Source organism: Streptomyces sp. NPDC007088 (genome assembly GCF_042869355.1).
GTDB lineage: Bacteria > Actinomycetota > Actinomycetes > Streptomycetales > Streptomycetaceae > Streptomyces.
In genome coordinates this window covers 94,646-110,013 of the sequence record NZ_JBIAFO010000005.1, presented here as the reverse complement: position 1 = coordinate 110,013, position 15,368 = coordinate 94,646, and the positions used below count along the sequence as shown (strand labels likewise).

General features: G+C 70.5%; 9 protein-coding genes. 5 read left to right on the top strand and 4 right to left on the bottom strand.

The genetic code is table 11. The annotated features are described in order from the left end of the window. The first annotated feature begins 79 nt into the window (after positions 1–79). Positions 80–751, top strand: a complete 672-nt coding sequence (locus ACFYMP_RS10095) for a response regulator (protein ID WP_388853562.1) — start codon at positions 80–82, stop codon at positions 749–751. A 90-nt stretch (positions 752–841) separates the two neighbouring features. Here the strand turns inward: ACFYMP_RS10095 and ACFYMP_RS10090 are convergent, their stop codons facing one another. The 4 genes from ACFYMP_RS10090 to metH form a co-directional block, all read right to left on the bottom strand. Further along, positions 842–2,446, bottom strand: a complete 1,605-nt coding sequence (locus ACFYMP_RS10090; RefSeq protein ID WP_388853559.1) for an ABC transporter substrate-binding protein — start codon at positions 2,444–2,446, stop codon at positions 842–844. A gap of 428 nt (positions 2,447–2,874) precedes the next feature. Beyond that, positions 2,875–4,479 (bottom strand): ABC transporter substrate-binding protein, encoded by a 1,605-nt coding sequence (locus tag ACFYMP_RS10085; RefSeq protein ID WP_388853556.1) that lies wholly within the window; start codon positions 4,477–4,479, stop codon positions 2,875–2,877. Positions 4,480–5,016: 537 nt separating this feature from the next. Beyond that, a complete protein-coding gene (locus ACFYMP_RS10080) occupies positions 5,017–5,715 on the bottom strand; it encodes an HAD family hydrolase (RefSeq protein WP_388853553.1) in 699 nt (232 codons plus the stop codon). Between the two features lie 243 nt (positions 5,716–5,958). Next, positions 5,959–9,471: a methionine synthase gene (metH, locus tag ACFYMP_RS10075; RefSeq protein WP_388853550.1), complete on the bottom strand. Its 3,513-nt coding sequence runs from the start codon at positions 9,469–9,471 to the stop codon at positions 5,959–5,961. Positions 9,472–9,951: 480 nt separating this feature from the next. On the opposite strand from metH, the gene ACFYMP_RS10070 reads away from it, so the two are divergent. The 4 genes from ACFYMP_RS10070 (at position 9,952) to ACFYMP_RS10055 (ending at position 15,274) form a co-directional block, all read left to right on the top strand. Further along, positions 9,952–10,716 carry an IclR family transcriptional regulator gene (locus tag ACFYMP_RS10070; RefSeq protein WP_388853547.1) on the top strand — a complete coding sequence of 255 codons (765 nt, stop codon included), beginning with the start codon at positions 9,952–9,954 and terminating at the stop codon, positions 10,714–10,716. Positions 10,717–11,192: 476 nt separating this feature from the next. Next, positions 11,193–11,999: an MIP/aquaporin family protein gene (locus ACFYMP_RS10065; protein WP_388853544.1), complete on the top strand. Its 807-nt coding sequence runs from the start codon at positions 11,193–11,195 to the stop codon at positions 11,997–11,999. A gap of 82 nt (positions 12,000–12,081) precedes the next feature. Beyond that, the gene (gene glpK, locus ACFYMP_RS10060; RefSeq protein ID WP_388853541.1) at positions 12,082–13,626 is read left to right on the top strand and encodes a glycerol kinase GlpK; all 1,545 of its coding nucleotides are present in this window, start codon (positions 12,082–12,084) and stop codon (positions 13,624–13,626) included. Between the two features lie 34 nt (positions 13,627–13,660). Then, positions 13,661–15,274, top strand: coding sequence for an FAD-dependent oxidoreductase (locus ACFYMP_RS10055; RefSeq protein ID WP_388853538.1), 1,614 nt, complete (start codon positions 13,661–13,663; stop codon positions 15,272–15,274). The last annotated feature ends 94 nt before the right edge of the window (positions 15,275–15,368 follow it).

Below are 15,368 nucleotides of genomic sequence, written 5' to 3'. Positions count from 1 at the left end.
GCGGCGGGAGGCGGCGGGCGGCCGGGGCGGGCCGGGGGCCGCAGGGCAGAATGGCCCGGGACGAGCGAAGGAGACTCACGTGGCGATTCGTGTCCTACTGGTCGACGACCAGCCCCTGCTGCGCACCGGCTTCCGCATGATCCTGGAGGCGGAGCAGGACGTCGCGGTCGTGGGTGAGGCCGGTGACGGGGTGCAGGCGCTGGATCAGGTGCGGGCGCTACAGCCGGACGTGGTGCTGATGGACATCCGGATGCCCCGGATGGACGGGGTGGAGGCGACCCGGCAGATCACCGGGGAGGGCCGCGACGGTCCGGCGAAGGTGCTGGTGCTGACGACCTTCGATCTCGACGAGTACGTGGTGGAGGCGCTGCGGGCGGGGGCGAGCGGCTTCCTGCTGAAGGACGCCCCGGCGCACGAGCTGGTGCAGGCGATCCGGGTGGTGGCCGCGGGTGAGGCGATGCTGGCGCCGAGCATCACCCGGCGGCTGCTGGACAAGTACGCGGAGCATCTGCCCTCGGGCGAGGAGGCGGCGCCGGACACGCTGCACACGCTGACGGACCGCGAGATGGACGTGCTGAAGCTGGTGGCGCGGGGCCTGTCGAACGCGGAGATCGCGGCGGACCTGTTCGTGAGCGAGACGACGGTGAAGACGCACGTCGGTCATGTGCTGACGAAGCTGGGGCTGCGGGACCGGGTGCAGGCGGCGGTGTACGCGTACGAGAGCGGTCTGGTGCGGCCCGGGGCGCAGTGAGCCGGCCGGCTTCCGGTCCGACGGCGACGGCCGTCCGCCTCCCCCGGGTGGGGCATGGCGGACGGCCGTCGCGCGTGCGGGCGGGGCGGGTCAGCCGCCGACGCCTCGGCCCAGCTCCCAGAGCTGGAGGATCGAGGAGGTGCTGAGCGCCCATTCGCCGCCGGTGATGTCGTCGCGGGTGGCGACGTACTGCTTTCCCTGCCACAGCGGGAGGTAGGGCACGTCCTGGGCGACGAGGTCCTGGATCTTCTCCAGGCTCTCGGCGTTGGCGCCGAGGCGGTCGGCCTCGCGGCGGGAGTCGGGCAGCAGCTTCTTGACGATGGTGTCGTTGACGTAGGGCGAGTTGGGGAAGTTGGGGACGTCGAGGAAGGGCGCGACGAAGTTGTCGGGGTCGGGGAAGTCGGGGAACCAGCCCATCCCGTAGACCTTGTACTTGCCCGCGATCTCGTCGGTGCGGAAGACGTCCCAGGGGGCGCCCTTGACGTCGACCTTGAAGAGGCCGCTGTCGTTGAGCTGCTTCTCCAGGACGGCGAACTCGCCCTTGGTGCGCGGCCCGTAGTGGTCAGTCGTGTAGTGCAGGGTGAGCTTGACCGGGGTGCTGATCCCGGCGTCCGTGAGGATCTTGCGGGCCTTGTCGACGCTGGGAGCGCCGTAGAGGTTGAAGAAGGAGTTGGTGTGCCCCGCGATGCGGGCCGGCACGAGGGAGTACAGCGGCTCCGCGGAGGTCCCGTAGACCTGGGTGACTATCTGGCCGCGGTCGACGAGCTGGGCGACGGCCTTGCGCACGGGCTTGGTGACGGCGGCGTCGTCGGTGTCGAAGGCGAGGTAGCGGATCTCCAGGCCGGGCATCTCCGTGATCTGGACGTGCTCCGGCGGCTTGCTCTGGAGGTCCTCGGTCTGCTTGGTCGACAGGCCCTTGGCGATCACGTCGATGCTGCCGCTGGTGAGGGCGTCGCCCATCTCCTCGGGGTCCGTGAAGGGCCGCAGTTCGACCTTGTCGTTCTCCAGCTTCAGCCCGCCCTTGTAGTTCGGGTTGCGGCTGAAGACGGCCTTGGTGAGGACCTGGCCCTTGGTCTCCGCCTTGAGGGTGTAGGGGCCCGAACCGTCCAGCGCGAAGCCGGTGCGCAGCTTCTTGGGCGGGTACAGCTTGGGGTTGACGGCCGCCGCGGTGGGTGTGGCGAGCTTGTAGGGGAAGGTCGCGTCCGGGGCCTTCAGGAGGAAGACGATCTCGCGGGCGCTGGGGGTCTGGATGGTGTCGATGTTGGTCAGCAGACCCCGGACACCGCTGTCCGCCTTGATGTTGACGACGCGTTGGATCGAGTACTTGAACTCTTTGGACGTGATGGGGTCGCCGTCGGCGAACTTGAGCCCGTCGCGCAGCTTGCACACGTAGCGCTGCATTCCGGAGTCGGTGAACGAGCACTCCTGGGCGGCCTCGGGTTCGGGCTCACCACCGCCGCGCGGGATACGCATGAGGGACTGGACGGTCTGCCGCAACAGGTTCCAGGAGCCGATGTCGTAGGCGTAGGCGGGGTCGAAGGGGGCGGGCACCTTCTTGGTGACGGTGAACACGTCACCGGTCCCGACGACGATCGGCTTGTCGTCGCTGTCACCACTGCCGAGGCCACCGCAGCCTGCGAGCACGGGTGCGAGCAGGCCGATGACGGACGGCAGCACCCAAGTCTTGCGGTTCATGCTGGTAGTTCTCCAGAGCTGTCGATCCCGAGCGTCCGGCAGGCATGGGGGGAGGGGGCCGCCAGGAGCTGCGTTGAGAGGTCACGCCGTGGTCCTCGCGTCGAAGATTAGTGCGCGAGGTCACGGGGCCCTGGTCGAAGGGGAGTCGGCTGCTCATCACGGAGGGAGACCGGGGGGCGCCGGGGTGTCGCGGACCCGGGGGAAGGTTTCTGGCACCGCTTCATGAAACGGGACACATGGGCGTACCCGGGAACGCCGAAGTGGCGGTGCCTGCACAGGCACCGCCGACTGTCGACTCTGTGACGCGTGAGATTCTTCACACGAGGTACGGGTGTGCGGACCGGAAACCGCGACCGAGTGGCGCGATCCGGTGGGTCCGTGGGGCGCGGGGCCCACCGGCGCGTACGCGCGGCGGGCCGGGCCGTCCGTCAGCCGCTGACGCCCCGTCCCAGCTCCCACAGCTGGAGGTCGGTGGAGGTGCTGAGGGACCATTCGGCGCCGGTGATGTCGTCGCGGGCGCCGACGTACTGCTTGCCCTGCCACATCGGGACGACGGGGACGTCGTCGGCGACGAGGTCCTGGATCTTCTCCAGGTCGCCGGTGGCGTCCGCGCGGTCCGAGGCGCGGCGTGAGCGCGGGATCAGGGTGTTGCGGATCTCGCCGTTGCTGTACGGCGAGGAGAGGAAGTTGTCCTTGTCGAGGAAGGGCGCCACGTAGTTGTCGGCGTCGGGGAAGTCAGGGGCCCAGGCCATCGCGTAGGCCGGGTACTTGCCCTTCTGTCCGTCGGCGCGGTACTTCGTCCAGGAGGCGACGTCCTTGAGGGTCACGTCGAACAGCCCGCTGCTGTTGAGCTGCTTCTGGATCAGCTCGAACTCCTGCTTGTTGGCGGGGCCGTAGTGCTCCTCGGAGTAGTACATGTCGAACTTCACCGGGGTGCTGACGCCGGCCTTCTCCAGGATGTTCCTGGCCTTGGCCACGTCGGGGTCGCCGTACTTGTTGAAGAAGGAGTTGGTGTGCCCGGAGATGGAGGCCGGCACGAGGGAGTACAGCGGCTCGGCGGTGGGGGCGTACACCTTGCTGGCTATCTCGCCCCGGTCGATGAGCTGGGAGACGGCCTGGCGCACCGGCTTGTTCGTGGCCGGGTTGGCGGTGTCGAAGATGATGTAGTGCGTCTCCAGGCCCTGCATCTCCAGGAACTGCACGTGCTCGGGCGGGTCGTCGGTGAACTCCTGGACCTGCTGGGGGTCGAACTTCCCGTTGATGACGTCGACGTCGCCCCGCACCAGGGCCTTGCCCATGGCCTGCGCGGAGGCGTAGGGCTTGAGCTCGACCTTGTCGTTCTTGACGGTGAGGCTGCCCTTGTACTTCGGGTTGTGCGTGAAGACGACCTTGGTCATCGCGTCGCCCTTGGCCTCGGCCTTCATGGTGTAGGGGCCGGAGCCGTCCAGCACGAAGCCGTTGCGCAGCTTCTTCGGGGCGTAGAGCTTGCGTTCGACGATGCCGGCGGCGGGCGTGGCCAGCTTGTACGGCAGGGTCGCGTCGGCGCTGCTGAGGCGGAAGGTGATCGTCTTGTCGTTGGGCGTCTCCATCGACTTGATCCCGGCGAGCAGACCGACCACCCCGCTGTCGCTCTCGATGTCGAGGGAGCGCTGGATCGAGTACTCGACGTCCTTCGAGGTGATCGCGGTGCCGTCGGGGAACTGGAGTCCGTCGCGCATCTGGCAGGTGTAGACGAGTCCGCCGGTGCCTTCGAACTTGCAGCTCTTGGCCGCGTCCGGCTCGGGTTCGCCGCCCCCCTTGGGGACGCGCACGAGGGACTGCACGGTCTGGCGCAGGACGTTCCACAGTGAGGCGTCGTAGGCGTAGGCCGGGTCGAGAGGGGCCGGAGCGTCGGCGTTCTTCTCGTAGGTGTCGGTCGTCCCGACGACGATCGGCTTCCCGCCGCCGTCACCGCTGTCGGAGCCGCCGCAACCGGCGAGCACGGGAGCGAGTATGCCGACGGTCACCGGCAGTACCCAGGTCTTGCGGTTCATGCTCGTAGTTCTCCAGAGCTGTCGATCCCGGCCACCCGGCAGGCGGAGGGTGGGCCGGCCCGGTTGTGCGAGAAGTAACGCCAAAGTTTCCCGCGTTGAGATTAATGGGCCGCGCACCTTGTCCCACCGGGTGCCCTGGGGCGCCGGGGCTGAGGGAACATCACGCAGAGACACGGAACGTGAGCGGATCGGTTCGCGGGGGCGGTGCGTTTTCGGTCAATGGATCAGCAAATCGGGATACAAGGGTGCCGGGTTGCGCGCCGATTATCGGACAGAGGCACAGAGCGTATCGGCTGTCGAGTCGGAGCCGGGGTGATAAAGCTCACCTCATAGCGGTCGAATCAGGGCAATGCACGAAGCCTTTCGGCCTCTGCCTGCCGCACTCCGGAAGGATCACGGCGCACGGAGCGTATGCGTCCGCATTCCGGTACCCCGTCCCGGAGTGCGGACTCGGGACCCGGCCGTCACACCGAAGCCGCGGCGCAAGGGCCGCGGCACGGGGTGGTCGAGGGTCGGCCAGGGGCCGGTCAAGGGCTGTCAGGCCGTCAGGAGTCCCCGCAGGAAGCGCAGGTCGACCTGTTCGAGGGTGGGGACGACGGTGCGGCGCGGGGCCACCTCGATGGGCGCGACCGAGGGCACCGCGACGACCAGGCAGCCGGCCGCCTCCGCGGAGGCCACCCCGGTCGCGGTGTCCTCGATGACCGCGCAGCGTGCGGGGTCCACGCCGAGCCGGGCCGCCGCGAGCAGGTAGGGGTCGGGGTGCGGCTTGGTGCGCTCGACCTCGTCCCCGGCGATCGTGTGGGCGAAGTGGTGAGCACCGAGCGAGGTCAGCGCGCGGTCGATGATGCGCCGGTGGGAGGCCGACACGAGGGCCGTGGGGACCGCCTGGGCGTGCAGCTCGGCGAGCAGCCGGGCGGCCCCGGGCATGAGCGGCAGCCGGTCGGCGATCCGCTCCTCGAAGGCGTCGTTGAGCAGGACGCTCAGCTCGGCCATCTCGATCGCCGCCCCGGTGGCCCGGATGAGGTAACCGGCGCTGCGGCTCATCGGCCCGCCGACCACGATGTCGCGCCACGCCTCGTCGAGGCGGTGCCCGAGCCGCTCGAAGACCCGCACCTCGGCCTCCCACCAGAAGCCCTCGGTGTCGAGCAGGGTGCCGTCCATGTCCAGCAGGACGGCCTGCAGGCCGGGGGCGGATTCGCGCGTGAGGGTGCCGGGCGGGGGAACGGTGCTGGTCATCCGGCGTACCTCCGGTATCGGCGGTCAGGGCCGATCAGTGTACGTCGGGAAATGGTGCGATGCCTGCCCAAGAGGACAGAAACGGTGGCGCTGTGTGCCCGCGCGGGCACGCCGCGCGCCGGGGGATCTCGACGCGCGGCGGGGGCCCGCGGGCCTCGGACGCGGGGCCTGGGACGCGCGGCGGCCCGGTCGGGGAACGACCGGACCGCCGCGCGTCCGCCGCCTTCGCGTTCCTGCCGCTTGCTACCGCGCGTTGAAGTACTTCGCCTCGGGGTGGTGGATGACGATGGCGTCGGTGGACTGCTCGGGGTGGAGCTGGAACTCCTCGGACAGCTCGACGCCGATGCGCTCGGGACGCAGCAGGTCCGCGATCTTGGCGCGGTCCTCAAGGTTGGGGCAGGCGCCGTAGCCCAGGGAGAAACGGGCTCCGCGGTACTTGAGGGCGAACATGTCCTCGACGTCGGCGGGGTCCTCCCCCGCGAAGCCGAGTTCCAAGCGGACCCGGGCGTGCCAGTACTCGGCGAGGGCCTCGGCGAGCTGGACGGACAGTCCGTGCAGTTCGAGGTAGTCGCGGTAGGCGTCGGCCTCGAAGAGCTCAGCGGTCGCCCCGCCGATGCGGGAGCCGACGGTGACGACCTGGAGGCCGACGACGTCGGTCTCCCCGGACTCCTCGGGGCGGAAGTAGTCGGCCAGGCACAGGCGCCGCCCGCGGCGCTGGCGCGGGAAGGTGAAGCGGGTGCGTTCGGAGCCGTCCTCGCCGAGGATGATGAGGTCGTCGCCCTTGGAGACGCAGGGGAAGTAGCCGTAGACGACGGCGGCTTCCAGGAGGTTGTCGCGCTGGAGCCGGTCGAGCCAGCCGCGCAGCCTGGGGCGGCCCTCGCTCTCCACCAGCGCCTCGTAGTCGGGTCCTTCGCCGGTGCGCGCCTGCTTGAGGCCCCACTGGCCCTTGAACAGGGCGCCCTCGTCCAGCCAGGAGGCGTACTCCTTCTGCTGGATGCCCTTGATGACGCGGGTGCCCCAGAACGGCGGGGTGGGTACGGGGTTGTCGACGGCGACGTCGGAGCGGGCCGGCAGGTCCTCCTCGACCGGTTCGGCGAGGACGCCCGCGGCGGGCCGCACCCGGCGCTGCTTGAGTTCGGGCAGCGCGGCCCCGGGGACTCCGCGCTTGACGCCGATGAGGGCGTCCATGAGGCGCAGCCCCTCGAAGGCGTCACGGGCGTAGCGCACCTCGCCCTCGTAGATCTCGTGGAGGTCCTGCTCGACGTAGGCGCGGGTGAGGGCCGCGCCCCCGAGGATGACGGGGTAGTCGGCGGCCATCTTGCGCTGGTTGAGCTCCTCCAGGTTCTCCTTCATGATCACGGTGGACTTGACGAGGAGTCCGGACATGCCGATGACGTCGGCCCGGTGTTCCTTGGCGGCGTCCAGGATCGCGGAGACGGGCTGCTTGATGCCGAGGTTGACGACGTTGTAGCCGTTGTTCGACAGGATGATGTCGACGAGGTTCTTGCCGATGTCGTGGACGTCGCCGCGCACCGTGGCGAGCACGATGGTGCCCTTGCCCTCGGCGTCCGACTTCTCCATGTGCGGCTCCAGGTAGGCGACCGCGGTCTTCATGACCTCGGCGGACTGGAGGACGAAGGGCAGCTGCATCTGCCCGGAGCCGAACAGCTCACCGACGACCTTCATGCCCTCCAGGAGGGTCTCGTTGACGATCTCCAGGGCGGAGCGCTCCCGGAGCGCGGCGTCGAGGTCGGCCTCCAGGCCGTTCTTCTCACCGTCGACGATGCGGCGCTCCAGCCGCTCGTTCAGCGGGAGGGCGGCCAGCTCCTCGGCCTTGCCCGCCTTGAGGGACTTGGTGGTGGCGCCCTCGAACAGCTCCATGAGCTTCTGGAGCGGGTCGTAGCCCTCGGAGCGGCGGTCGTGGATGAGGTCGAGGGCGGTGGTGACCTGTTCCTCCTCCAGGCGGGCGATCGGCAGGATCTTGCTGGCGTGCACGATCGCCGAGTCCAGACCGGCCTTGACGCACTCGTCCAGGAACACCGAGTTGAGGACGACGCGGGCGGCCGGGTTGAGACCGAAGGAGATGTTGGACAGGCCCAGGGTGGTCTGCACGTCCGGGTGGCGGCGCTTGAGTTCCCTGATCGCCTCGATCGTGGCGATGCCGTCCTTGCGGGACTCCTCCTGGCCCGTGCAGATGGTGAAGGTCAGGCAGTCGATGAGGATGTCGCTCTCGTGGATGCCCCAGGTGCCGGTGAGGTCGGCGATCAGGCGCTCGGCGACGGCGACCTTGTGCTCGACGGTGCGGGCCTGGCCCTCCTCGTCGATGGTGAGCGCGATGAGCGCGGCGCCGTGCTCGGCGGCCAGCCGGGTGACCTTGGTGAAGCGGGACTCGGGGCCGTCGCCGTCCTCGTAGTTGACCGAGTTGATGACCGCGCGGCCGCCCAGGTGCTCAAGGCCGGCCTCCAGGACGGGCAGCTCGGTGGAGTCCAGGACGATCGGCAGGGTCGAGGCCGTGGCGAAACGCCCGGCCAGTTCCCTCATGTCGGCGACCCCGTCGCGTCCCACGTAGTCGACGCACAGGTCGAGCATGTGGGCGCCCTCGCGGATCTGCTCGCGGGCCATCTCGACACAGTCGTCCCAGCGCCCCTCCAGCATGGCCTCGCGGAACTTCTTCGAGCCGTTGGCGTTGGTGCGCTCGCCGATCGCCAGGTACGCGGTGTCCTGACGGAAGGGGACGGTCTGGTACAGGGAGGAGGCGCCGGGCTCGGGGTGCGGGGTGCGCTCGGGCGGGGTCATGTCGCGCACGCGCTCGACGACCTGGCGCAGGTGCTCGGGGGTGGAGCCGCAGCAGCCGCCGACCAGGGACAGCCCGTAGTCGCGGACGAAGTTCTCCTGCGCGTCGGCCATCTCGGGCGCGGTGAGCGGAAAGTGGGCGCCGTCCTTCGTCAGGACGGGCAGACCGGCGTTGGGCATGCACATCAGCGGGACGCGGGAGTGCCGGGCGAGGTAGCGCAGGTGCTCGTTCATCTCGGCGGGCCCGGTCGAGCAGTTGAGGCCGATGAGGTCGATGCCGAGGGGTTCGAGGGCGGTGAGCGCGGCGCCGATCTCGGAACCGAGCAGCATGGTGCCGGTGGTCTCGAAGGCGAGGGAGCAGATCAGGGGCACCTCGGCGCCCAGGGCCTCCATCGCGCGGTGGGCGCCGAGCAGGGCGGCCTTGGTCTGCAGCAGGTCCTGGGTGGTCTCGACGATCAGCGCGTCGGCGCCGCCGGAGATCAGGCCCTCGGCGTTGCGCTGGAAGCCGTCGCGCAGCGGGGCGTAGGGGAGGTGGCCGAGGGTGGGGAGCTTGGTCCCGGGGCCCATCGAGCCGAGCACCCAGCGCTGGCGGCCGTCGGCGGCGCCGAACTCGTCGGCGACCTCGCGGGCGATACGTGCTCCGGCCTCGGACAGTTCGTGGATGCGCTCGGGGATGTCGTACTCGCCCAGGGCCGAGTGGTTGGCCCCGAAGGTGTTGGTCTCCACGCAGTCCACGCCGACTGAGAAGTACTCCTCGTGCACGGAGCGCACGATGTCGGGCCGGGTGACGTTCAGGATCTCGTTGCAGCCCTCAAGATCCTGGAAGTCCTCCAGGGTGGGGTCCTGGGCCTGGAGCATCGTGCCCATCGCCCCGTCGGCCACCACCACCCGGGAGGCGAGGGCCTCGCGCAGGGCGGCGATTCGGGTGCGGCTGTCAGCGGAAGGGGTAGGCGACGAGGCCATGGATCTGCTCCCTGGAGTGCGACGGCTGTCGGCTTTGCGCCGCCCGTCCGGGCGGCGCACCGGGCCAGCGTAACCGGGAGGCGTGCCGCGACGCCGTAGCGTCCCAGCGTGCGGACGCCCGCGACCGCTCGCGTGGCGTCCGCGCGCCCTCCTGGAATGAGGCGGCGCGGGGGCGGGCGTCCGGTCGCCGCCGGGGCGGGCGCCCGGTCGCGGCGAGGGTGAGGCCGGGCGCGGCGGCCCCGTATTTTTGCCCTCGGGCCGGCCGGGTGGGGCTGAGCCACCCGGGCGCGGCTTTCGGCCCGAATGCTCGCGGCGGGGTGACATGTCCTTCGGCATTGACCAATACTGTTCAGCATTGCCGAACAGGTGAAGGGCCTGACTCCGGTTCGGCGGCCGGCCCCGGGGAACAGTCCGTGCGGGATCATGGGCGCGGGCGGGCCGAGGGCGGCACGGCTCACTCACACGAAGAAAGGCCGGGCGATGGCGAAGAACATCCAGTCGCTGGAACGGGCCGCGGCCATGCTGCGGCTCCTGGCGGGCGGGGAACGGCGGCTGGGGCTGTCGGACATCGCGGCGACGCTCGGGCTGGCCAAGGGCACCGCGCACGGCATCCTGCGCACCCTCCAGTCCGAGGGCTTCGTCGAGCAGGACCCCGCCTCCGGCCGCTACCAGCTCGGCGCGGAGCTGCTGCGGCTGGGCAACAGCTACCTGGACGTGCACGAGCTGCGGGCGCGGGCCCTGGTGTGGACCGACGACCTGGCCCGGTCCAGCGGGGAGAGCGTGCATCTGGGCGTGCTGCACCAGCGCGGAGTGCTGATCGTCCACCACGTCTTCCGGCCCGACGACAGCCGTCAGGTGCTGGAGGTGGGGGCGATGCAGCCGCTGCACTCGACGGGCCTGGGCAAGGTGCTGTGCGCGTACGACCCGGTGGCGCACAGCGAGGCGCTGGAGGGCGAGCGCAAGCAGTTCACCCCGCGCACCGTGGTCGGGGCGGCCGCGTTCGAGGAGGTGCTCGATCTGGTGCGGGCGCGCGGCTGGGCCGCCGACCTGGAGGAGACATGGGAGGGCGTGACCTCGGTGGCCGCCCCGATCCACGACCGCAGGGGGCTGCCGGTGGGGGCGATAGCCGTGACCGGCGCGGTGGAGCGGCTGTGCCCGTCCGGTGAGCTGCGCCCCGAGCTGGTCGCCGCCGTCCGGGACTGCGCGCGGGCGGTCTCGCGCGACCTGGGGGCCAGCCGGTTCTAGCGGTGCGGGGCGCCCGGCACCGCGGGCGCCGGCGGGAAGAGGGCGTGGACGCGGCCGCGCCCTCTTCTCGCGCGCACGCGGTCCTGTGCCCGCTTTTCGCGCGTGCGCGCGACCGCGCGAGCGCGCGGATTCGTGCCCGGCCGCGGACCGCCAGGCGTGCGCACTGGTTCCGGGGGAACCGTTTCGACCTGCGGCTTCGTACGGTCGGCGGCGCCCGGGTCGCGGGGTGTTGTGCGGGGAAACACACTGAGGGGGTCGCGGCGTCCGTGATCCGCTCCGCCAAAGGCTTGACGGGCACTGCCAGGAGGAGAAAACTTCCGGTCAACGGTCGACATTGTCGAACGCTTAACGAAAATCAGCGTTAGGGTGGCGACAGTGCCACGGGCCGGCAAGTCGCCCCCTCTCATTGGAGGCTGCGAGCCGCCGGGGGGCAAGGGTGGTTCGTCATCCCCTGGACGAAGGACAAAGGAGTCGCGGTGTCCAGCTCCGATATTTTCTTCGGCGAGACCATAGGTACCGCCGTACTGATCCTCCTCGGTGGCGGTGTGTGCGCCGCCATCACTTTCAAGCGTTCCAAGGCCTTCGAGGCCGGCTGGGTCGCCATCTCGTTCGGCTGGGGCTTCGCGGTCCTCACCGGCGCCTATCTGGCGTCCGGGCCCTCGGGCGCGCACCTCAACCCCGCCGTGACCCTCGGTCTCGCCATCCAGGGCGGCACCAAGTGGAGCGACGTACCGCTCTACATGGGCTCGCAGCTACTGGGCGCGATGATCGGTGCGGTCCTCGTGTGGCTCACCTATTACGGGCAGTTCAAGGACCACCTGTCCGACCCGGAGATCGTCGGCCCGCCCCACCCCGGCAAGGACCTCGGCGACGAGGGGCTGGTCGACGTGGACGAGGCCCCGAAGGCCGGTCCCGTGCTCGGCGTGTTCTCGACCGGCCCGGAGATCCGGAACATGGTCCAGAACGTCATGACGGAGATCATCGCCACCTTCGTCCTGGTCATCGCGATCCTCACGCAGGGCCTCAACGACGACGGCAACGGCCTGGGCACGCTGGGCGTGCTCATCACGGCCCTCGTCGTGGTCGGCATCGGCCTGTCGCTCGGCGGGCCCACGGGCTACGCGATCAACCCGGTACGTGACCTCGGTCCCCGCATCATCCACGCGGTGCTGCCGCTGAAGAACAAGGGCGGCTCCGACTGGGCCTACGCCTGGGTGCCGATCGTCGGCCCGCTGATCGGCGCGGCCGCCGCCGGCGGCCTGTACCGGCTCTGCTTCGCCTGAGCGGGCGGCCGCCCCACCGGCGGCAGCCTCCCGGGACCGGGCCGACGGGACCCGGCCGTCACGACTTTTTCAGGAGCGCACAGTGAGCAACACGACCAGCAGCCACGGCAGCGGACCCTTCATCGCCGCGATCGACCAGGGCACGACCTCCAGCCGCTGCATCGTCTTCGACCGCGACGGTCGCATCGTCGCGGTCGACCAGAAGGAGCACGAGCAGTTCTTCCCGAAGCCCGGCTGGGTCGAGCACGACGCCGCCGAGATCTGGACCAACGTCCAGGAGGTGGTGGCCGGCGCCATCCGCAAGGCCGGCATCACGAAGGACGACGTCAAGGCGATCGGCATCACCAACCAGCGCGAGACGACGCTGGTGTGGGACAAGGCGACCGGCGAGCCCGTGCACCACGCCATCGTCTGGCAGGACACCCGGACCGACGCGCTCTGCAAGGAGCTGGGTCGCAACGTCGGCCAGGACCGCTTCCGCCGCGAGACGGGGCTGCCGCTGTCCTCGTACTTCGCCGGCCCCAAGGTCCGCTGGCTGCTCGACAACGTCGACGGTCTCCAGGAGCGTGCCGACCGCGGCGAGCTGCTGTTCGGCACGATGGACTCGTGGGTCATCTGGAACCTGACCGGCGGGGCGCGGGGCGGCGTGCACGTCACCGACGTGACCAACGCGTCCCGGACCCTGCTGATGAACCTGCGCGAGCTGACGTGGAACGAGAAGATCTGCGCCTCCATCGGCGTGCCGACGAACATGCTGCCGGAGATCCGTTCCTCCGCCGAGGTGTACGGCGAGGTGAGCGGCGGCCCGCTCGGCGACCTGCTCGGCGGGGTCCCGGTGGCCTCGGCGCTGGGTGACCAGCAGGCCGCGCTGTTCGGGCAGACCTGCTTCGCCGAGGGTGAGGCCAAGTCCACGTACGGCACGGGCACCTTCATGCTGATCAACACCGGCGAGAAGGCGATCAACTCCTACAGCGGTCTGCTGACCACGGTCGGCTACCGCATCGGCGACAAGCCCCCGGTGTTCGCGCTGGAGGGCTCGATCGCCGTGACCGGTTCCCTCGTGCAGTGGATGCGCGACCAGATGGGGATCATCAACTCGGCCGCCGAGATCGAGACGCTGGCCTCCTCTGTCGACGACAACGGGGGCGCCTACTTCGTCCCGGCCTTCTCCGGCCTGTTCGCGCCCTACTGGCGGCCCGACGCGCGCGGTGTCATCACCGGGCTCACCCGGTACGTCACCAAGGCGCACATCGCCCGCGCCGTCCTGGAGGCCACCGCGTGGCAGACCCGGGAGATCGCGGACGCCATGACCAAGGACTCCGGGGTCGAGCTGACCGCCCTCAAGGTGGACGGCGGCATGACCTCGAACAACCTGCTCATGCAGACCCTCGCGGACGTCCTCGACGCACCCGTGGTGCGGCCGATGGTCGCCGAGACGACCTGTCTGGGGGCCGCGTACGCCGCGGGCCTCGCGGTCGGCTTCTGGCCCGACACCGAGGCGCTGCGCGCCAACTGGCGCCGCGCCGCCGAGTGGACGCCGCACATGGACGACGAGGTCCGTGACCGTGAGTACAAGAACTGGCTGAAGGCCGTTCAGCGCACCATGGGCTGGCTGGACGAGAGCTGAGCCACCGGCCTCAACAGTTGACGAGGAGCACGACATGACCACCCTCCAGCACGTCCCGAGTCTCGGGACCCATCCGGCCGTCGGCTCGGACCCGAGCCGCGCCGAAACCCGGGAACAGCTCAACAGGGCGACGTACGACCTCCTGGTGATCGGCGGCGGCATCCTGGGCATCTCCACCGCCTGGCACGCCGCGCAGACCGGGCTGCGGGTGGCCCTGGTGGACGCCGGCGACTTCGCCGGCGCCACCTCCTCGGCCTCCTCCAAGCTGCTGCACGGAGGACTGCGCTACCTGCAGACCGGCGCGGTCAAGCTCGTCGCGGAGAACCACTTCGAGCGGCGCGCCGTCTCCCGCCAGGTCGCCCCGCACCTCGCGAACCCGCTCACCTTCTATCTCCCGGTGTACAAGGGCGGGCCGCACGGCGCGGCCAAGCTGGGGGCCGGTGTCTTCGCGTACTCGGCGCTCTCCGCGTTCGGGGACGGCGTCGGCCACCTGCTGAGCCCCGCCAAGGCGGTGCAGGACGTGCCGGAGCTGCGCACCGAGAACCTGAAGGCCGTCGCGGTCTACGGCGACGACCAGATGAACGACTCACGGATGGCGATCATGACGGTGCGCGCGGCCGTCGAGTCGGGCGCCGTCGTCCTCAACCACGCGAAGGTCACCGGGCTGCGCTTCACCGGCACCCGGGTGACCGGGGCCGAACTGCGCGACGGCCTCGACGGCACCGAGTTCGGCGTGAACGCGCGCCTGGTGCTGAACGCGACCGGCCCGTGGGTGGACCACCTGCGGCGGATGGAGAACCCGCACGCGGCGCCCTCCATCCGGCTGTCCAAGGGCGCGCACCTCGTCCTCAAGCGCAACGCCCCGTGGAAGGCGGCCCTCGCGACGCCCATCGACAAGTACCGCATCACCTTCGCCCTGCCCTGGGAGGACATGCTGGTGCTGGGGACCACCGACGAGGAGTACGAGGGCGATCCGGCCGATGTCGCGGTCAACGAGAAGGACGTCACCCAGATCCTCGACGAGGCCGCCTTCTCGGTCCGCGACGAACAGCTCTCGCGCGACCTGATCACCTACTCCTACGCGGGCCTGCGGGTGCTGCCCGGCGGCCCCGGCGACACCTCCAAGGCCAAGCGGGAGACGGTGGTCTCCGAGGGCAGCGGCGGGATGCTGTCGGTGGCGGGCGGCAAGTGGACGACGTTCCGGCACATCGGGCGCACCGTCATGAACAAGCTCGCCGCGCTGCCGGGCCACCCGCTGGGCGAGGGCATCGAGCCGGTCTCGGACCTGCCGAGCAAGCTGCCGCTGCCCGGTGTCGCCAACCCGCACGCCGTCGAGCACCGGCTGCTGATGGACGGGGACGCGAACGGGCCGCGCATGGCCCAGGACACCGCGCACCACCTCGCGACGCACTACGGCTCGCTGGCCTTCGACATCGCGCGGCTCGCCAACGAGAACCCGGAGCTGGCCGAACGGCTCAGCCCCGAGGCGCCCGAGATCTGGGCGCAGGTCGTCTACGCCCGTGACCGCGAGTGGGCGCAGACCCCCGACGACGTACTGCGCCGCCGGACCACGCTCACCATCCGCGGCCTGTCCGACGACGCGCTGCGCGAGCGGGTCGCGAAGGTCCTGTCGGAGCGGAGGAACTGACCGTCACCGGGGAGGGGTGGGGGGGGGGGGGCCGGGCGGGGGCGGCGCCCCCCCCCCCCCCCCCGCCCCCGCCGGCCCCGCCCCCCCCCCCCCG